Source organism: Shimazuella sp. NTD250, assembly GCF_059510375.1.
Window position 1 is genome coordinate 158,210 of the sequence record NZ_JCAJZS010000001.1, and the last position, 20,067, is coordinate 178,276.

19 protein-coding genes and 1 other annotated feature (1 of these 20 running past the window's edge) are annotated in these 20,067 nt (G+C 39.7%); of the genes, 12 read left to right on the plus strand and 7 right to left on the minus strand.

The window, feature by feature from the left end; all coding sequences use genetic code 11:
- Nucleotides 1-30: 30 nt before the first annotated feature.
- Complete coding sequence (dcd, locus tag AC5WOF_RS00860; RefSeq protein ID WP_496048063.1) at nt 31-588, minus strand: dCTP deaminase; 558 nt, start codon at nt 586-588, stop codon at nt 31-33.
- Between the two features lie 294 nt (nt 589-882).
- On the opposite strand from dcd, the gene AC5WOF_RS00865 reads away from it, so the two are divergent.
- Both AC5WOF_RS00865 and AC5WOF_RS00870 read left to right on the plus strand, forming a co-directional pair.
- The gene (locus AC5WOF_RS00865; RefSeq protein WP_496048064.1) at nt 883-2,073 is read left to right on the plus strand and encodes an ornithine--oxo-acid transaminase; all 1,191 of its coding nucleotides are present in this window, start codon (nt 883-885) and stop codon (nt 2,071-2,073) included.
- 129 nt (nt 2,074-2,202) lie between these two features.
- Nucleotides 2,203-2,595, plus strand: coding sequence for a VOC family protein (locus AC5WOF_RS00870; protein WP_496048065.1), 393 nt, complete (start codon nt 2,203-2,205; stop codon nt 2,593-2,595).
- Between the two features lie 53 nt (nt 2,596-2,648).
- On the opposite strand, the gene AC5WOF_RS00875 is transcribed toward AC5WOF_RS00870, so the two are convergent.
- The 4 genes from AC5WOF_RS00875 to AC5WOF_RS00890 all read right to left on the minus strand — a co-directional run bounded on the left by AC5WOF_RS00875 (nt 2,649) and on the right by AC5WOF_RS00890 (nt 5,944).
- Nucleotides 2,649-3,257 carry a ComEA family DNA-binding protein gene (locus tag AC5WOF_RS00875; protein WP_496048066.1) on the minus strand — a complete coding sequence of 203 codons (609 nt, stop codon included), beginning with the start codon at nt 3,255-3,257 and terminating at the stop codon, nt 2,649-2,651.
- A 142-nt stretch (nt 3,258-3,399) separates the two neighbouring features.
- Complete coding sequence (locus tag AC5WOF_RS00880; protein ID WP_496048067.1) at nt 3,400-3,552, minus strand: hypothetical protein; 153 nt, start codon at nt 3,550-3,552, stop codon at nt 3,400-3,402.
- An 80-nt stretch (nt 3,553-3,632) separates the two neighbouring features.
- A complete protein-coding gene (locus AC5WOF_RS00885; RefSeq protein WP_496048068.1) occupies nt 3,633-4,649 on the minus strand; it encodes a sugar phosphate nucleotidyltransferase in 1,017 nt (338 codons plus the stop codon).
- Nucleotides 4,646-5,944, minus strand: coding sequence for a UDP-glucose dehydrogenase family protein (locus AC5WOF_RS00890; RefSeq protein WP_496048069.1), 1,299 nt, complete (start codon nt 5,942-5,944; stop codon nt 4,646-4,648). The genes AC5WOF_RS00885 and AC5WOF_RS00890 overlap by 4 nt, the downstream gene beginning before the upstream one ends.
- Nucleotides 5,945-6,137: 193 nt before the next feature.
- Between AC5WOF_RS00890 and AC5WOF_RS00895 the strand changes: the two genes are divergently transcribed.
- The 3 genes from AC5WOF_RS00895 to AC5WOF_RS00905 are packed head-to-tail and all read left to right on the plus strand — an operon-like array spanning nt 6,138 to nt 9,884.
- The gene (locus AC5WOF_RS00895) at nt 6,138-7,772 is read left to right on the plus strand and encodes a CotS family spore coat protein (RefSeq protein ID WP_496048070.1); all 1,635 of its coding nucleotides are present in this window, start codon (nt 6,138-6,140) and stop codon (nt 7,770-7,772) included.
- 3 nt (nt 7,773-7,775) lie between these two features.
- Entirely contained in the window at nt 7,776-8,924 is a 1,149-nt protein-coding gene (locus tag AC5WOF_RS00900) for a glycosyltransferase family 4 protein (RefSeq protein ID WP_496048071.1), read from the plus strand.
- An 18-nt stretch (nt 8,925-8,942) separates the two neighbouring features.
- The gene (locus AC5WOF_RS00905) at nt 8,943-9,884 is read left to right on the plus strand and encodes an NAD-dependent epimerase/dehydratase family protein (protein WP_496048072.1); all 942 of its coding nucleotides are present in this window, start codon (nt 8,943-8,945) and stop codon (nt 9,882-9,884) included.
- A gap of 50 nt (nt 9,885-9,934) precedes the next feature.
- On the opposite strand, the gene AC5WOF_RS00910 is transcribed toward AC5WOF_RS00905, so the two are convergent.
- The gene (locus AC5WOF_RS00910; RefSeq protein ID WP_496048073.1) at nt 9,935-10,876 is read right to left on the minus strand and encodes a phosphotransferase; all 942 of its coding nucleotides are present in this window, start codon (nt 10,874-10,876) and stop codon (nt 9,935-9,937) included.
- A 104-nt stretch (nt 10,877-10,980) separates the two neighbouring features.
- Between AC5WOF_RS00910 and AC5WOF_RS00915 the strand changes: the two genes are divergently transcribed.
- The 7 genes from AC5WOF_RS00915 to AC5WOF_RS00945 all read left to right on the plus strand — a co-directional run bounded on the left by AC5WOF_RS00915 (nt 10,981) and on the right by AC5WOF_RS00945 (nt 17,434).
- A complete protein-coding gene (locus tag AC5WOF_RS00915) occupies nt 10,981-11,532 on the plus strand; it encodes a glycerol-3-phosphate responsive antiterminator (RefSeq protein ID WP_496048074.1) in 552 nt (183 codons plus the stop codon).
- A 117-nt stretch (nt 11,533-11,649) separates the two neighbouring features.
- Nucleotides 11,650-12,441 (plus strand): MIP/aquaporin family protein, encoded by a 792-nt coding sequence (locus AC5WOF_RS00920; RefSeq protein ID WP_496048075.1) that lies wholly within the window; start codon nt 11,650-11,652, stop codon nt 12,439-12,441.
- Nucleotides 12,442-12,478: 37 nt separating this feature from the next.
- Nucleotides 12,479-13,972 (plus strand): glycerol kinase GlpK, encoded by a 1,494-nt coding sequence (gene glpK / locus AC5WOF_RS00925; RefSeq protein WP_496048076.1) that lies wholly within the window; start codon nt 12,479-12,481, stop codon nt 13,970-13,972.
- A 103-nt stretch (nt 13,973-14,075) separates the two neighbouring features.
- The gene (locus AC5WOF_RS00930) at nt 14,076-15,698 is read left to right on the plus strand and encodes a glycerol-3-phosphate dehydrogenase/oxidase (RefSeq protein ID WP_496048077.1); all 1,623 of its coding nucleotides are present in this window, start codon (nt 14,076-14,078) and stop codon (nt 15,696-15,698) included.
- Between the two features lie 70 nt (nt 15,699-15,768).
- Nucleotides 15,769-16,695, plus strand: a complete 927-nt coding sequence (locus AC5WOF_RS00935) for an SMP-30/gluconolactonase/LRE family protein (RefSeq protein ID WP_496048078.1) — start codon at nt 15,769-15,771, stop codon at nt 16,693-16,695.
- Between the two features lie 108 nt (nt 16,696-16,803).
- Nucleotides 16,804-17,034: a type II toxin-antitoxin system Phd/YefM family antitoxin gene (locus AC5WOF_RS00940; RefSeq protein ID WP_496048079.1), complete on the plus strand. Its 231-nt coding sequence runs from the start codon at nt 16,804-16,806 to the stop codon at nt 17,032-17,034.
- On the plus strand, nt 17,018-17,434 hold the full coding sequence (locus tag AC5WOF_RS00945; RefSeq protein ID WP_496048080.1) for a PIN domain-containing protein: 417 nt from the start codon (nt 17,018-17,020) through the stop codon (nt 17,432-17,434). The genes AC5WOF_RS00940 and AC5WOF_RS00945 overlap by 17 nt, the downstream gene beginning before the upstream one ends.
- 34 nt (nt 17,435-17,468) lie before the next feature.
- Here AC5WOF_RS00945 and leuS read toward each other — a convergent pair whose 3' ends face one another.
- Complete coding sequence (gene leuS / locus AC5WOF_RS00950; protein ID WP_496048081.1) at nt 17,469-19,925, minus strand: leucine--tRNA ligase; 2,457 nt, start codon at nt 19,923-19,925, stop codon at nt 17,469-17,471.
- A 55-nt stretch (nt 19,926-19,980) separates the two neighbouring features.
- Nucleotides 19,981-20,067, minus strand: a binding site (T-box leader); it runs 133 nt beyond the window's last position.

The window sequence follows — 20,067 nt, forward strand, 5'->3', positions numbered from 1 at the left end:
TATTTTCCAAATTTAGTCAAACGTATATTCCTATACTTTTGGCAATGTAATCCCCTGTTGATGTTGATACTTCCCAGCTTTGTCCTTGTAAGAAACCTCACATGCCTCATCGCTCTCGAGGAATAGAACTTGGCATAAACCTTCATGCGAATAAATTTTCGCTGGCAATGGTGTAGTATTGGATATCTCCAATGTCACATGTCCCTCCCAGCCTGGCTCAAACGGAGTAACATTGGTTATAATTCCACACCTAGCATAAGTCGACTTGCCAACACAAACTGCCAGTACATTTTCAGGTATACGAAAATATTCTACTGATCTCGCCAATGCAAAAGAGTTTGGTGGAATGATGCACACCTCACCTTTATAATCGATAAAAGATTTTTCATCGATTTCTTTCGGATCAATAATCGGATTTAATGCGTTATGAAAAATTTTGTATTCATCGGAAACACGTAAATCATAGCCATAACTCGATAAACCAAAACTAACAAATTCTCCTTTCCCCACATTCCGCTCTACAAATGGTTCGATCATCTTTTGTTCGATTGCCATTTTGCGTATCCATCTATCGGATTTAATTGTCATATATAACCCTATCCTTCCGTCAGATATAGATTCCAAAAATATGATACACCAAATCAATAATCTAAGATATAAATTCAAAAAGTAAAACTTAAAGATCTGCCATCCTTCAAAAAAATTCCCTATCAGCCATGCATGTTCATCCAACACCACATTTTAATATTTCAATCAAATCAATACCGATACATAAAAAGAAAACGATATATGCACGTTAATGATTAACTAAACAATTCTTTGCATTTTTGAAAACGTTTCCGTTACAATAGAATTGCAAAATATTTTTCAGGAGGAATAATTATGTCAAATAATGGAACAATCATTGATTTAACAAATAAATATGGTGCAAAAAACTATCATCCTTTACCCATTGTTTTAGTAGAAGGCGAAGGAGTATGGGTAACCGATGCGGATGGAAACCGCTATATGGATATGCTTAGTGCCTACTCCGCACTCAATCATGGACACCGCCACCCTCGATTAATTCAAGCTTTAAAGGAACAAGCAGATAAAATCACACTTACTTCACGTGCATTTCATAGTGAACAACTAGGTCCTTTCTATGAAAAAGTAGCTCAAATCACTGGTAAAGAAATGGTTCTACCGATGAATACAGGTGCAGAAGCGGTAGAAACAGCGATCAAAACCGTTCGACGATGGGCATATGATGTTAAAAAAGTAGCAGCTGATCAAGCTGAAATCATCGTCTGCGAAGATAACTTCCATGGCAGAACGATCACTACTGTTTCCATGTCCTCAAACCCTGATTATCAACGCGGTTTTGGACCGCTTACGCCAGGTTTTAAAGTGATTCCTTATGGAGATGTGGAAGCACTTCAAAACGCGATTACTCCAAACACTGCTGCATTTATTTTAGAACCGATTCAAGGAGAAGCTGGAATTATTATCCCTCCAGAAGGATTCTTAAAAGCTGCATATGATATCTGTAAGAAAAATAATGTTCTGTTTGTCGCGGATGAAATCCAAACTGGATTTGGACGGACTGGTCAATTATTTGCCTGCGATTGGGAAGATGTAAAACCTGATATGTACATTATGGGGAAAGCATTAGGAGGCGGAGTGATACCTATTTCAGCAGTTGCCGCAGACCGAGAAATTTTAGGCGTCTTTGAACCTGGTTCACATGGATCTACATTTGGTGGAAATCCGCTTGCTTGTGCCGTTTCCATTGCTGCTTTGGATGTGTTAGAAGAAGATGAATTACCTAGACGTTCTCGTGAGCTGGGAGCATATTTTATCGAGGAACTAAGAAAAATAAGCAATCCGATTATCAAAGAAGTTCGTGGAAAAGGATTATTTGTCGGCATGGAGCTGCATGAAAAAGCCCGTCCTCACTGTGAACAATTGATGAATGAAGGCCTTCTCTGTAAAGAAACACATGACAACACAATCCGTTTTGCTCCACCATTGACCATTACCAAAGAAGAATTGGATCAAGCTATCAATTTGGTGAAAAAAGTCTTATCCTAAATCAAATAGCGCATAGGAAAACACCTTCTGGTCAATGAAGGTGTTTTTTGTATAAAAGAGAAAAATTAATTTATTAGGGATTTCTTTCGGATTGAATCCCTTTTCCATTGAAAGGAAGGTAGTTATTCTGTGAAACTGCATAATATTCGTTTATGTGTAACCAAATTCCAGGAATGTTTTTTCTTTTATCGAGACACGTTAGGATTCAAAGTGCTATGGGGAAATGAAACAGACGCTTATGCTGAATTTGACACTGGTGTTTCAAAAATAGCTTTATTCAAACGTGAGCTTATGGCAGAAACGGTAGGTGCTGATGATTTTCCTCTCGATAATCGAAACCTGGATGCATTTGCTCTTATTTTCGAAGTAGAGAATGTAGATAAAACCTACCAAGATTTACAAGCAAAAGGAGTATCGTTTAATACCAGACCGACGATTAGAAAAAATTGGGGGTTAAAAACAGCTCATTTTAGAGACCCCCAAGGAAATTTGATAGAAATTTATGAGCCTTTAGGAAACTAACATCACCTATCAAATAGAAATAGGGGAGTTTTCGCAACTCCCCGACTATGCATTTAGCTTACAAATATTTTTTCTTTAATCCGCTCTAATGTTCGTTCTCCAATACCAGAAACTTGCAACAACTCATCGACCGATCGAAATCCCCCATGTTCTCCTCGATATTGAATAATTGCCTTTGCTTTTGTCGGTCCTAAACCCTCCAACTCCTCTAACTCTGTTAAAGTAGCTGTATTCAGGTTAATTTTATTTTCTTCTTTGTTTTGGATGGCAGAAGCCTCCTTCGGAACTTCTTCCCCTTTCTTTGGAATGTAAATCATAGATCCATCTGCGATAATTTTCGCCAAGTTAATGCGATTTACATCAGCAACATCAGATGTACCACCCGCCACTTCTATAACTTGATAAAGCCTCACTGGCATAGTGAGTTTATAAATACCCGGCTTTTTCACAGCACCTTTCACATCAATGGTAGCAATTGGTGTTTGTTTCTTTGGTTCCACCATTTTATCTTTAGGCTGCTGCTGTGGATATACAGGCAATGATGTTCCTTGCAACGAAATATCATCTTGATTCCAAAGTAGAGCACCAATCGCAAATACTAAGATAGCAACAAGCGCTATTGCTAATTTCTTTTCTCTCGGGGACCAAGTAAATGGACTCATACCAAAAACCTCCATACATGACTCCTTTACCAATTCGCATTATGTCCTTCAACTTCCTTTTTGGTAGGAAGTTTATCCCAAAAAAATATTAAAAGCGATAGAAGATCTTCTATCGCTGGTGACTCACTACTCAAAATTCCACCTATGTAGCTGGAGAGTTCTTTCCTTGTATCTTTTTCTCTTTATTTGCCTCTACTGCTTCACCTAAAGGCGTACCCTTCTCTGCTAGTCGTTCATCCCGTTCTTTATCAGCACCTTCTGCATGGAGTAATATATCTGGCTTCTGCTGTTCCACTTTATTCCCTCCTACTTGTTTGGCGTCAGTATGTCCGCTTTTCCGTAAAAAATACCCATCTATGATGAGAGATGGGTAATCTACTCCGCAATGGACATTCTAGAATGATCGCCCAAAACTAATCGAACGGCTTGCTCTTCTTTGGGATGATTCCCTAATAATCTAGCATACTGTCCTATTACACTGTCCATAACAGGTCTTGTTAAATCTTGAATAACTGCATGATCAAGACAAATACTTTGAGAAATACTACAGTTTTCTATGGTCGCATTATCTCCAATCGTTGCATATGGCCCAATTGTCGCATTGGTTAATATACAGTTATCTCCTATCACAATAGGACCGCTAAGGACACAGTTTTCTAGCTTTGTATTTTTGCCTATACGTATATTTTTAGACATCATATCGAACAACATCCATTTATTTGCCGCTAACCATCGATCAATTGTCCCTACATCAGTATAGTTTTCTTTTGTAATCGAGTATGAAATGGAATAACCTTGATGAATCAACCACTGAATCGCATCGGTAATTTCATATTCACCACGAGGCGATGGATCAATGGAACGAATAGCTTTAAAAATCACTGGAGAAAAATGATACATCCCAATCACAGCAAGATTACTTTTCGGATCAATCGGCTTTTCCACTATATTGACAGCTCGATCATCAACAATCTCAGCAACTCCATAATCGCTAGGGTTTTCCACTTCAGACAGAAGAATCGAACCATGATTTCCTTCAAAGGCATGGATTAATGTCTCCATCGGTTCTTTTATCAAGTTATCTCCCAAAAGGAGTATAAAAGAATCAGTTCCGACAAATGACTCCACCAACTTGAGCGCATGTGCGATTCCAAGTTGTTCTTTTTGATAACAAATGACTGGTTTTGCAGGTAACTTATTCAAATATTCTATCAGCATATGTTGTTCTGAATGGACAACCACAGCAATCTCTTCAATGCCTGCTTGATAAAATTTTTCTAAGCAATACGCTACTAGTGGACGGTTCACAACAGGTAACATCGTTTTAGGAATAGTCAACGAAAAGGGCTGCATTCGAGTACCTTTACCTGCACATAATATGACACCTTTCATGATAAAGAAACTCCGACACCATAATACTCCCAATGAACCATATCCTTTGGTGATAAAGCATTTCTGCCATCGAACAGAAGCGGTTTCGCCACCAAATGTGCTGCCTTTTCCCATTCTAACTCCACTATTTCAGGCCACTCAGTCGCCACTATAACTGCATCCGTTTGCGTAATTGCTTCAAATGGGTCCCTGCAATAGGATACTTGTGGAAATAATCTTTGCATAGCTCTCATTCCTTTGGGATCAAAGGCTGACAATTCTGCATTATTTTGCAACAAATACTGAAGTATTCGGATCGATGGTGCTTCACGAATATCATCTGTATTTGGTTTAAAGGTAAGCCCTAATACAGCGATTTTTTTGCTTTCTAATTTTCCCAACACTGTTTCGACTTTATTTAAGAACCACATAACTTGACTGTTATTTATATCTTTTACAGCTTGTAACAAAGTAAGGTTAACCCCTGTTTCTCGACTCATGGACAACAGTGCTGCTGTATCCTTTGGGAAACAAGAACCTCCGTACCCGATACCAGCATGCAAAAACTGCTCCCCAATTCGACTATCCATCCCCATTCCTCTTGTCACTTCTTTTATATTTGCTCCTACTTTTTCTGTTAGACGAGCCAACTCATTAACGAAGGAAATTTTCGTTGCTAAAAAAGCATTTGACGCATACTTGATCATTTCACTATTTTTAACGGAAGTAAAATAAAGCTTCTCTGCAACAGACTGATACAGTTCTGTCATCACCTTCTTTGCTGTTGTTGTTTCACATCCAATTATCACCCTTTCGGGGTTTCGAGCATCTTGAAGAGCTTTTCCCTCACGTAAAAATTCGGGGTTGGATATGACTTCAAATGGAATCACTGCTCCCCTTTTATGTTGACTTTGCTCAATAATTTTTCTGACCATTTCCCCTGTGCCAACAGGCACTGTACTCTTGATGACAATCATCTGTGGTTTTTTTATCTGTTCTCCGATTTGACTGGCTACTGTTTTTACATAGGTTAGATCAGCCTTGCCATCGTCTGCTGAAGGAGTACCGACTGCAACCATCACCACATCACATTGATCTATATCCGAAATTTGATTGGAAAATGTAATTTGATTCCTTTCTAGTAAAACACGTAAGTTTTCTTCCATTCCTGCTTCATAAATAGGAAGTTTTCCTGATCGGAAAGACTCAATCTTTTTTGCATCTATTTCTATCCCTAAAACATGATGTCCTTCTAGACCCAAAGCCACACTCATAGTAGCTCCAACATAGCCCATGCCAATCACTGCAACGTTCATGACATCGCCTCTCCATCTTACTTTTTTCTTTAGTGATTCTTAATATATGTTTGGTGTCTATCGAATGATCCATTATTTTATTTAATTCTTAAACGAAATACCTATTTTTCATAGAAACAGATAGGTGCCCTTCCCATTAGAATCTATAAACATATTTTGTGAGAAATGAAGATTTTAAGTAGGAGGGCTATGAATGAGCGAGTATATCATTCAGCCTTGGGGCACTGCGGAACAAGATTTCGAAGACGTACCAGCTGAACTTACGGAACTAGCAAAAAAAGTAACCACTTACTATGATATGAAAGTCAAAAATATGCTAATGATTACCTCCAAACCAGATAAAGGCGGTGCCATTTGGCGAATCGATACTGATAAAGGCGCACGGAGTTTAAAAGTTCTGCATCGCACACCAGAAAGGAGTCTATTTAGTGTTGGAGCACAAGAATACGTCGTAAATCAAGGAGCACGAGTGCCCAAACTAATCCGAAGCAAATCTGGAGACAACTGCGTCGAAGCTGGTGGAAAACTATGGATCGTTACCGACTGGATCGATCTCACACCAGCAAATCAAACATCCATCGACGGCTTTGCGAAACTATGTTATGGACTAGGAGAATTTCACCATCATTCCAAAGGCTACCATCCTCCATTTGGTGCAAAATTTTCAAGCAGACTGCATAACTACCCCAAGCAATATGAAAAAGTAATAACCAAAATTGGCTGGTTCCGAGAATTAGCCCGGGCTTATTCTGAAACACCTGCAAGTAAAACCTTACTTAAAATGGTAGATAAATATCAGCAACAGGCCATCAAAGCCTTAGAAATATTAAACAATTCTTCTTATTACGACCTTATCGCAAAAGGAGAAAAATATTGGGGACTCGCTCACCAAGATTATGGTTTCTCCAACGGCCAAATTGGACCGAAAGGTGTATGGATAATCGATTTGGACGGAGTTTCGTTTGATTTACCTATTCGAGACTTGCGAAAATTGGTCACCAGTTCCATGGAGGATAAAGGAGCATGGGATGTCAATTGGATGAATGGCATGATTCAAGCCTATAATCAATCAAATCCAATCAGTCCCCAGTTATTTGAAGTGTTTCACACAGACATGATGCTGCCAAACGAGTTTTATAAACATGTGAAAGAAATTATTTTCAACCCTGATACTGCGATGAATGAGCAATTATTGACACTGTTGAGCAATATTGAGAGCCAAGATGCCACAAAATGGGCCGCTTTACAGCAGCTTAGCAAGGACTGGAAAGTAGGCGGGAAATACATTTCAAAAAACTGGGAGGAAGCGTTCAAGAAAAAGTACCAAGAAGAATATGCGAGAAAAGACTATGGCATGTCAGAAGAACTATGGAAAAAACTCAAACGGCAACCATTTAAAGAAGAAAAATACCAAGAAGAAAATCGGAAAGAAAACATCGATAAAGATTCGGAAAAATCGAAGCAAACCATACCGGAAGAAGTAAAGGACAAAGTTACGAAAAAGCGACCTCAAAAGAATCAGAAGAAATACAAGAAAACGATACCAAGAAGACCAAAAAAGACACTTCCTCAAAAGTACAAGAAAACACTTCCACGGAAGTACAAGAAAAGAAAACTTACAAAAAATCCAAAAAAAATACCACTTCGAAAAGAAAAAAGAAAATATACTCCCATTCGTTCTCCTAAAAAACCGATTTATGGTACTCCTGCGAGAAAGAAATATTTAACGGATAGAAAGTTGAAAAAACGAAGAAGAAGCACTCCTAAAAACTTAGCTGGAAGAAGGAAGAAATTTGTTAATTCTTCACCTAGGAAAAGGAGTGTGTAATGAATGAATATCTTGATGATCTGTACAGAAAAATTACCAGTTCCTCCTGTTCGAGGAGGAGCGATCCAAACCTATATCGATGGTGTATCTCCACTGCTTAGTAAGCGGCATAAACTTACGATTTTAAGTGTAGATGACCCTAGCCTGCCAAATAGACAAACATTGGCTGGAATAGATTATGTGCGAGTTCCAGGAAAACTTCCCGATGTCTATATCCAACATGTTGTGGCCTATCTTAAAAATAACGCGAGCAAATATAATTTAATTCACGTGTTCAATCGACCGAAGTTCATTCCACCCATTCGTTCAGTAGCCCCTAATGCTAGGCTTATCCTGAGTATGCATAATGATATGTTCTTACTAGAAAAGATCGATCCATCAACCGCGGTAGCAGCAATTGGTTCACTGGAAAAGATCGTGACTGTAAGTAGCTACGTTGGTCAAACGATAGCAAAACAATATCCCCAAGCACAACCGAAGTTGAAAACCATCTATTCAGGAGTGGATATCAAACGTTATATCCCTAGCTCTGAAGCAGAACGAAAAAAAGAACGTGATATGCTTCGTCGTCAGCATAATCTGCAAGGCAAAAAAGTAATTTTGTTTGTCGGTAGATTAACTGCCAAAAAAGGAGTAGATAGACTAGTACTCGCCATGCAATCTTTGAAGAAAAAGCACTCGAACATTGCACTTGTATTGGTCGGAAGCAAATGGTACAGCGATGAAGGTATAAGCGACTATGTGGCTTATGTTCACGCACTTGCCAATCGTTGTCCTGTTCCTGTCATTACAACAGGGTTTGTCGATCCTCAACAAGTCCACAAATGGTTTTGGGCTGGAGACGTTTTTGTCTGTACTTCCCTCTGGCAAGAACCTTTAGCAAGAGTGCACTATGAAGCAATGGCTGCTGGATTACCTATTGTCACTACTGCTCGAGGTGGAAATGCAGAAATAATTCAGAGCAGAGAAAATGGAATAATTGTACAAAATCCAGAAAATCCTGAGGAATTTACCAGCGCCATCTCCACCATTTTATCGAGCGAAACAATGAGGAAACACATGGGTGTCACAGGAAAAAGATTAGCAGTCCAAAATTACGGATTTGAACGGGTAGCAAAAGATATTTTGTCTGTTTGGGAAAAGAAAAAATAAGAAAAGTAGAGGAGTTCCATGTCAAAAATACTAGTTACTGGATGTGCTGGTTTTATTGGATCTACTTTAACTGAACGACTAATACAAGATGAACTGGAAGTAATCGGAATAGATTGCTTTACCTCTAATTACGATCGAAAAGTAAAAGAACGAAATCTTCGTTGGCTCATACATCAACCAAGGTTTCGTTTTCTCGAACAAGATCTTCTCACTGCTGATTTTAATCTTATTTTAGATCGTGTAGACACCATCTATCATCTCGCTGCCTTGCCAGGGGTTAGAACCAGTTGGGGAGCTGATTTTCGGGAATATGTCGATAACAACATTCTGACCACCCAACGCCTTTTAGAAGCGATAAAGGAACGAACATCCATAAAGAAAATGGTATATTCCTCTTCTTCTTCTGTATATGGTGGAATGAATGGGCCTACTGCCGAAGATCATATCCCACACCCCATTTCTCCATATGGAGTAACAAAACTTTCAGCCGAACAGCTTTGTGAGCTCTACCACAAAAACTTTGGAGTTCCAGTTAATTCATTGCGATACTTTACCGTATTTGGCCCGAGACAAAGACCTGATATGGCTTTTCATCGTATGATCAGTCGTATTTTACGCGAGGAACCCATCCCGATATACGGCGATGGTCAGCAATCTCGAGATTTTACCTTTGTGGAAGATGCGGTTACGGCAAATCTCTTAGCTGCCCACTCTTCTGTTACCGGAGAAGTGTTTAATATTGGCGGCATCTCTCATCTCACTGTAAATGAAGCAATCCAACTGATGGAAGAACAAACCGAAAAAAAAGCTATTAGAAACTTTCTTCCAGCCCAAGCAGGCGATCCAAAACATACTTGGGCAGACATTTCCAAAGCTAGGAGCATCCTTGGTTATAAGCCGACATTTGACGTAGAAAAAGGAATTTTTCTACAGATTGAAGAAATCAAACAAATCCTTTAATATTATAATCGGAATGACGATACATGGTTGCGATAAACTTGTATCGTCTTTTATTTCCAATAGTCTGGTACTATCTCTCTCAATACGGACTCTTTTGCCCATTCTTTCTCTTGGTCTTCTAATACAGGATTTCCATCTAAATAAGCATAGATCATGCGCTCAGGTACTAAATTGCGCGTACAAAAATGAATCAAATCGGATTGACTAAGTACAGATACGGATTGATAACCAGCTAAAAATTGATCTACATCTTCTCGATTCCATGGATGGAACCGGAAATGATACATCAAAACTTGAGCCAAATCTTTTCCGATGGAATCATAAGTAAGTCTCTCAAAATCGATGAGCCATACTTCTGAATCAGCATCCATCATTATGTTTTCTTGATGCAAACTCCCGTGGCATAAAAGCGAAGTAATATTGGGATACTTAAGGAGATTATCTTTTGCTTGTTTCATCCTTGCTAAAAGCCAACTATCAGTATGTGAGTTTGTCCATTGGCTCCGTTCTGTTACTTTTTTGTACTTCCGATGAAACCATTCTCCCCACGCTTGACGAATGCGTTTTTTAGGAATTTGATTACTGGGGTAATTGGCAGCAGCTTCATGAAATTGAGCCAGTTTCTCCCCTGCTGCATAAAGCCAATCTCGTTTATACGGACTTACCTCTTGCACATCCGAAGGAAGCCACTGTTCTACAACATAATCACCATCATGATAGTGTAAAAGCAATTTATTGGTTCTTGTTTTTCTTAAAGTCGGCACGTGGGAAAATCCGTAAAAATGGAGATGCTGGATAACAGAGTCAACGAAATCGATATCCTTCATTTTTTTTGCATTCTTAAAAGCAACAATTCCCTGATCCGTTTTCAATTTATAAACGGCTCTCACTTTCCTTATTTCATAAACGTGATACCCATAATGGGATTCCACTAACTGTTTTACTTGATAAGCTTCAAGGTCTGTTTTAGCCTGTATCTGCACGACTATCACCTTCTGTTACACCTGTTTCTCCATCATATGAATTTCAGCCTAAATCGTGTTACAATCTCATTTAAATGCTTGACTTATCAAATGAGAAAGTCCGAGGAGATACGATGACACATTTTGCAAATCAAAAAATATTACCCGCAGCCAAAAACATCAAACAATATGAAAAAATGTTGCGTTCTCACTACAAATATATCGTGCTTCTGGATACTCATATCGGTCAATTAGAGAGTCTGATTTCCCTTGCTAACCGAAATCAGAAAAAAGTACTCTTACATGCTGATTTGATTCAAGGCTTACGAAGTGATGAGTATGCAGCGCAATTTTTATGCCAAACCATCAAACCAGCAGGTTTGATCTCAACACGAACTCCGGTTGTAAAAGTAGCGAAGAAAAAATCACTTATTGCCATTCAGCGATTATTTCTATTAGATTCTCATGCTTTAGAGACAAGCTATCGACTTTTAGACAGCTTTCAACCTGATTACATTGAAGTATTACCTGGAATCATGCCTCGTGTCATTCAAGAAGTAGCATCGAGAACAAAAATCCCGCTCTTAGCTGGTGGATTAATCCGAACTCATCAAGAAGTTCAATTGGCTTTAGACTCTGGCGCAGTCGCTGTTACTTCTTCTGATCGCAAAATATGGGAAAGCTAAAAAAAGCTTGCCTTCTTCGTTTCGATAGGATATTATTCTAATTGTAAACGTTTACATCAATTTTTAAAAAGTTAATCCATGTGATGAGATGAGGAGAATCACAAAAATCCCCTTTTATTGGGAGGGAATTTTTGTGATTTTTTATTTGCCTATCTCCTATCTCTTTCTCTATCACTCAATTTAAAGGAGGTTTCATGTATGTCCACTTTTATGGCAGAACTTATCGGAACAATGATTTTAATTATTTTAGGTGATGGTGTTGTCGCTGGTGTACTCTTAAGTAAATCAAAAGCAAAAGATGCTGGTTGGATTGTCATCACATTTGGTTGGGGTTTTGCTGTAATGATCGCTGCCTATGTCGTCGGGCATATAAGTGGAGCTTATCTAAACCCCGCTCTGACAATAGGGTTTGCCATTGCAGGTAAATTAGCTTGGGCTCAAGTATTTCCTATGATACTGGCTCAAATGATCGGGGCTTTCCTCGGTGCAGTTGTTGTTTGGTTGCATTATCTGCCTCATTGGAAAGAAACAAATGATGCTGAACTTAAACTAGCTGTTTTTTCAACTGGACCAGCTATTCGCAGTTCATTTGCTAACTTATTAAGTGAAATCATAGGTACTGCACTTCTCGTATTCGTATTACTAGCATTTGGAGCAAAAGGACTAGTATTTGCTGATGGTGTACAAACTATCGCGGTTGCCTTCTTAATTGTTGCAATTGGGATGTCTCTCGGAGGAACAACCGGGTATGCGATTAACCCAGCTAGGGATCTAGGTCCACGTATTGCTCATGCAATCTTACCAATCGCAGGAAAAGGTTCTTCTGATTGGGGATATGCTTGGATTCCTGTTATTGGACCCGTTATTGGTGCAATCCTAGCAGCTGTACTCTATATGGGATTGTTTTAACATATAAGTAATAACACGAAAATGGAGGAGTCATAAAATGAGTAAAAAATACATTCTATCCATCGATCAAGGAACGACGAGCTCAAGAGCAATTCTTTTTAACAAACAAGGTCAAATCGTTGGTGTAGCACAAAAAGAATTCACCCAAATCTTCCCAAAAGCTGGCTGGGTAGAGCATGATGCCATGGAGATCTGGGGTTCTGTCCAAAGCGTTATCTCTGAAGTATTAGCAAAATATCCTGTATCTGCAAGTGAAGTAGCTGCAATTGGCATTACCAACCAGCGTGAAACAACCGTTGTTTGGGATAAAAACACCGGTATCCCTGTTTATAATGCGATTGTCTGGCAATCGAGACAAACAGCAGATATATGCGAAGAATTAAAAGCAAATGGTCATGAAGAAACCGTTCGAAATAAAACAGGGCTATTGATCGATGCCTACTTCTCTGGTACAAAAGTCAAATGGATTCTCGATCATGTAGAAGGAGCTCGCCAGAAAGCGGAAAATGGGGACTTGCTTTTTGGTACTATCGATTCTTGGCTCGTATGGAAATTATCAGGCGGCAAAACCCATGTAACCGATTATACCAATGCGTCTCGTACCTTGATGTACAACATCTACGATTTAAAATGGGATGAAGAACTGCTGGAAATACTGACTGTCCCAAAATCGATGCTCCCTGAGGTTCGTTCCTCTTCTGAGGTGTACACGGTTTCATCTCCAAACCTGTTCTTTGGAGAAGAGGTTCCAATCTCTGGAATGGCAGGTGACCAACAAGCTGCACTCTTTGGTCAAGCTTGTTTTGAACCTGGGATGGCTAAGAACACATATGGAACCGGATGCTTCCTGCTCATGAATACAGGAGAAGAAGCAGTACGTTCCCAAAATGGATTGCTCACCACTATAGCTTGGGGTGTCAATGGTAAAGTCGAATATGCTTTAGAAGGAAGTATTTTTGTAGCAGGTTCTGCTATCCAATGGCTTCGAGATGGTCTAGGTATTATTCAGACCGCAGCGGATTCCGAAGGCTTGGCTACAAGCGTTGATTCCACAGACGGTGTATATGTTGTTCCTGCATTTGTCGGCCTTGGTACACCATATTGGGATAGTGAAGCGAGAGGTTCTGTATTTGGTATCACCCGAGGTACTACCAAAGCACATCTGACACGAGCAACCATTGAATCACTGGCTTATCAAACAAAAGATGTTTTCTCTTCGATGGAATCCGATTCGGGTATCCAACTGAAAAAACTACGTGTAGATGGAGGAGCAACCTCTAATAACTTCCTCATGCAATTTCAAAGTGATATGTTAGATGTACCAGTTGAAAAACCTGTTGTCTTAGAAACAACTGCACTAGGAGCTGCATACTTGGCAGGACTAGCTGTTGGCTTCTGGCAAGATAAACAGGAGATCGCGGAAAATTGGGATATCAATCAAACCTTTAATCCTCGAATGGATGACAAAAACCGAAAAATGCACTATGATGGATGGATAAAAGCAGTAGAAGCAACACGTGTTTTTAAATAACAAGTTAATTGACCGGAGACGAGGAGAAGGCCGCATATCCCAACTACTTAAAAAGTGTTGGGATTGTGGTCTTTCCTTTTTTACTTCCCAAGGAGGAATAGAAATGAACCGAACAACATCTCTCACTAAGCTAACTGAAACAGAAATAGATGTGTTGGTCATTGGAGGAGGAATCACTGGCGCAGGTATCGCTTTAGATGCCCAGAGTAGAGGACTTCAAACTGCGGTAATCGAGATGCAAGATTTTGCAGCAGGTACTTCCAGCCGATCCACAAAATTAGTCCATGGTGGACTTCGTTATTTGAAACAACTAGAAATATCCATCGTTGCTGAAGTTGGGAAAGAAAGAGCCATCGTATATGAAAATGCGCCTCATGTCACAACTCCAGAATGGATGCTGCTGCCAATTGTAAAAGGTGGTACATTTGGCCAACTCGCTACTTCATTCGGTATTCGCCTTTACGATTATTTAGCAGGTGTTAAGAAAATAGAAAGACGAAAAATACTCAATCGAGAGGAAACTTTAAATAAAGAGCCTCTGCTTCGCAAAGAAGGTTTAAAAGGCTCTGGATATTATGTAGAATACCGTACAGACGACGCTCGACTCACCATAGAAGTGTTAAAAAAGGCCGTTGAATACGGCGCACTCGCTTTCAACTACGTCAAAGTAGTAGATTTCATTTATGAAAATAGAAAAATAACAGGTGTTATAGCGGAAGATGTCTTGACTGGAGAACAAATCAAAGTTTTTTCCAAACAAATTGTAAACGCTACTGGTCCATGGGTAGATGACCTACGGGAGAAAGATGGCTCCAAACAAGGGAAAACTCTCCACTGGACAAAAGGAGTCCATTTAGTAATGGATCAATCCAGATTCCCACTTCATCAATCGATTTATTTTGATACACCAGATAAACGAATGGTATTTGCTATTCCACGTGATGGAAAAACGTATATCGGCACGACCGATACAGATTATCACGCTGATTTGGTTCATCCAAGAACTACCCATGAAGACCAGCAATACTTGATCGCAGCAGCAAACCATATGTTTCCTTCCCTACAGTTGACAGAAGACGATATCGAATCCAGTTGGGCTGGGGTTCGTCCGCTTATTCATGAAGAAGGAAAAGCGCCATCGGAAATTTCCCGCCATGATGAAATCTTCCATTCCAAATCCGGACTCATTACCATTGCGGGTGGAAAATTGACAGGATATCGGAAGATGGCAGAACGTGTAGTAGATATCGTAGCCAAAAATTTAGCAGTCAATAAACCAAGTAAAACCAAACATATCATCTTATCTGGTGGAAATGTAGGAGGATCGAAAAACCTTTCTTCTTTCCTAAAAGAAAAGAATAAACAAGGTATCACCATCGGTTTAGAAGCTGCTGAAGCAGATCGATTGGCAAAACTTTATGGCAGCAATGTAGATGAAGTTTATGCAATTATAACCGAAAAGCAGCAAGAAGCTGCAAAAAACAACTTGCCTCCTGCTGTTTATGCTTCCTTGGTTTACGGTTTAGAGAAAGAAATGGTGCTAAACCCTGTGGATTTCTTTGCTCGTCGAACAGGTGCGATGTTTTTCCATATTGACTGGGTGAAAAAATGGAAAAAACCTGTCTTGGAGTATATGAGAAACTACTTTGGTTGGAATGAGGAACATACTGCTTATTTTAGGGAGCTGCTAGAGGAAGAAATAAAATATGCTACTACTGCTGCATAACATAAAAACAACAAAATGCCACCTGCAACCTTACATTGCTGTGGCATTTTTCTTTTTTTGTTAACCCTTCATGATCAACGATTACCTACATAAATATACTTTTAAGATAGGAGGGAGTAATATCCATACCGTAAAATTGGTTTTAGACGCTAAAGCTGAACTGGGTGAAGGGCCAAGTTGGGATGCCCATAAAAATATTTTATATTGGGTAGATATAACAAGGTTTAAGTTACATGCCTATCATCCATATACGAAAGAACATACCGTTTTTAACACTGGGCAGTATATAAGTGCTGTAGTGCCAAGGAAATCTGGTGGAGTTGTCATGGCATTGCAACATGGTTTCTATACCTTTGACTTCGAAACAAAGAAACTGACATTAATAGGTACAGTGGAATTAGATAAACCAAACAATCGATTTAACGATGGAAAATGTGATGCAGCAGGACGTTTTTGGGCTGGTACGATGAGCCATGACTACACTCCACAAGCGGGAGCATTATATGTACTCGATACCGATTGGACCATAAAAAAAGTCCTTGACCATGTGACTATATCAAACGGAATCACTTGGAGTCCTGACAATTCCATCATGTATTTTATTGATTCCTTAACTAGAAAAGTGATGGCATTTGATTATCAGTTAGCAACTGCACAGATAAGCAATCCAAGAGTTGCAGTTAGATTCAAAGATGATAATAGTATGCCTGATGGCATGACATCAGATGAAGAAGGAATGCTGTGGATCGCTGTCTGGAATGGTCACAGCTTAACACGATGGAATCCAAAAACACATAAACTGCTAGAAAAGATAAACGTCCCTGCTACCCGACCTACTTCCTGTGTATTCGGCGGTAAAAGTTTAAAAAATCTCTACATCACTTCAGCGCGAATTGGACTTGAAGAAAGTATTTTAGCAAATGAACCGCATGCAGGAGGGATATTTGTTATGAAAACAGATGTAATAGGAACACCAACTTACTCCTTTGGTGGGTAATAAAAGGGAAATAAAAAAATGTTTCTGACCTCTAAAAAATCGAACGATTTATAGTCGACAATTTCGACCGAAATGAATATAATAAAATCAGGAAAAGGAGGCGATCTGATGATCATTTCTGCAACTGAGTTTAAGACAAATCTCAGCAAATATCTAGAACTTGCAAACATCGAGGATATTATCATCACCAAAAATGGAAAAAACATCGCAAAACTTACAAATATAAATGAAGATAAAGTTACCATTGCTAAATCACTCTTTGGGATTTTACCTCAAGATGCCTCATTGGAAAACGCAAAAGAAGAAAGGTTACTAAATCGACATGAAAGTATTAATTGATACCAATGTAATCCTTGATGCCCTTATTAGCCGTGTTCCTTACAATTTATCAGCAGAAAAGCTTTTTCTGCTTGCCGCTGAAAACAAGCTAACCGCAATGATAACTGCAAACTCTATAACTGACGTTTACTATTTGCTTCGTAAGCACCTGCATGACACTGAGAAAGCAAAACAAGCACTTCTTAACCTTTTTAGTCTGTTTAAAATCCTTGATGTTACAGAAAATGACTGCAAAAGTGCACTTATCTTGCCAGTGGTTGATTATGAGGACGCATTACTGGTAGCTTGTGCCAAACGAAATAAGATAGATAGTATCATCACTCGGAATCTGAAAGACTTCACTGAATCACCCATTCAAGCAGTTGCTCCTGATGATTTCTTAACAAGTTTTTCAAAATGAAAGGGCCTCTCCCCAAAGGAGAAGCCCTATTTCTTTAGCCTACCACTACATTTACTAGTTTCTTTGGAACTACAATCACTTTTCGTACGGTTTTCTCTGCAATTAAACTTTTGATCTTTTCATTTGCTAAAGCTATTGCTTCGATCTCTTCTCTACTGGCAAGGCTAGCCACCATTAGTTTTTCTCTGTTTTTCCCATTGATCTGCACCATAATCTCCACTTCATCTTGAACCAGAGCCGCAGGGTCAAAGGTTGGCCAAGAAGCGAGCGTGATGCTCTTCTGATGTCCCATCACTTGCCACAATTCTTCTGCTAGATGCGGAACAAATGGAGAAAGCAATAGTACTGCATTTTCTAATGCATCTCGTAATACTCCACTGTCTTCACTCGCTGGATAAGTCGAAATTCCATTGACAAGCTCCATCACCGCGCTAACAGCGGTATTAAAGTGATTGCGCTCTCCGATCTCCACTGTCACCTTCTGTATCGTTTGATGCGTAAGACGGCGTAATTCTTTCGCAGCCTGAGACAGATCCGAACTACTTGCTCTGTTTTCGAATAAGGATTGGTTTTCATGGACCAAACGCCAAACACGTTTTATAAAGCGATAACTTCCCTCTACTCCCGCATCACTCCATTCCAGATCACGCTCTGGAGGAGCAGCAAAAAGGATAAAGAGACGAGCTGTATCCGCACCGTATTTTTCAATAATCTCGAGAGGACTAACCACATTTCCTTTTGATTTGGACATCTTGGCTCCATCTCGTAATACCATACCTTGAGCCAATAAACTTTCAAAAGGCTCTTCTACCGAAACTAACCCTGCATCGTGCAGTACTTTCGTAAAGAAGCGAGAGTAGAGCAAATGCAATACTGCGTGCTCAATTCCTCCGATATATTCTTTTACAGGTAACCATTCATCTGCTTTATCTTTCGCAAAAGGAATTTCCTCATTTTTGGCATCTACATACCGGAAGTAATACCAAGAAGAGTCGATAAATGTATCCATCGTATCGGTTTCCCGGCGTGCTTTTGCCCCACATGAAGGACAAGTGGTATGAACAAAACTCTCTGATGTTGCCAAAGGGTTGCTCTTTCCATCAAAGACAACATCTTCTGGAAGAACTACTGGCAGTTGGTCTTTTGGTACAGGAACTACCCCACAATCATCACAATAAATAATCGGAATCGGTGTGCCCCAATAACGTTGACGAGAAATCAACCAATCGCGAAGACGATAGTTGGTTACACTTCCACCTTTGTTTTGCTGCTCCAAATGATCGGCAATTGCCGTAATCGCTTCCCGGTTGTTTACTCCATCAAAAGAACTAGATGAAACTAACTTCCCTTCTCCTGTAAATGCTTCCGCTAGGTGTTCTGCTAATTTCTCTCCATCTGGTTGAACAACTACTTTGATTGGTAGATTATATTTGTTCGCAAAGACAAAATCACGTTCATCATGGGCTGGAACCCCCATCACTGCACCTGTTCCATAATCAAATAAGACATAATTGGCAATCCAAATCGGAATTTCTTCCCCTGTCAATGGATGGACAGCTTTAGAACCCGTATCATAGCCAATTTTCTCAACATCGGTAGCAGTCCGCTCTAGTTCAGTCGATTTACGCATCATTTGGATAAAGTCAAGAATCTCCTGCTCTTGTTTATTTCCTTGAATCAATTGAGGAACAAGCGGATGTTCAGGTGCTAAAACCATATAAGTGACACCATATAATGTATCTGGTCGTGTTGTGAACACACTTACTTCTTCCTCCACTGATGGTAGGGAGAAAGTGACATTTGCACCTTTGCTTTTCCCAATCCAATTTCGCTGCATTGTTTTAATTTTATCAGGCCATCTTGGCAGTGTGTCCAATCCATCTAGCAAGCGCTCTGCATAGTCTGTAATCCGTAAAAACCATTGTTCTAACTCTTTTTTGATCACTTCAGAACCACAACGCCAGCATTTTCCATCTTCTACTTGCTCGTTGGCAAGAACAGTCGCACAGCTTGGGCACCAGTTGACAGATGCCTCTTTGCGGTAAGCCAATCCTCGCTCATAAAAAAGCAAGAACAACCACTGGGTAAACTGATAATAATCAGGCAAGCAGGTACCTACATAACGATCCCAATCATAGGAACCACCTAACAATGCCTGCTCTTTGCGAATCCGCTCCATGTTATTTAATGTCCATTCACGTGGATTGACCCCACGCTGAATAGCAGCATTTTCTGCTGGCAGACCAAATGCATCCGCACCCATTGGGTGAAGCACGCGATGACCGTTCATCTTACGAAAACGAGCGATCACATCTCCTATCGAATAAACACGAACATGCCCCATGTGAAGCCCGTCTCCTGATGGATAGGGAAACTGTTCCAATGCATAATAGGTTGGTTTTGTTTTATCTTCATCTGTTTTATGCAGCGCATTTTCTTCCCAGTATGCTTGCCACTTTGTTTCAATCTCCCGATGTGCATACTCTTTCATGCCAATCAACCTTTCTTCATCTAAAAAATAAAAACCTCAAGCCACTAGCTATTTTGCTAGGGACGAGAGGTTGTCTTCCCGCGGTACCACCCTAAATTAGCGTCTTGTTCGGACGCTCGGCTCGAACCTGTAACGTAGGTAT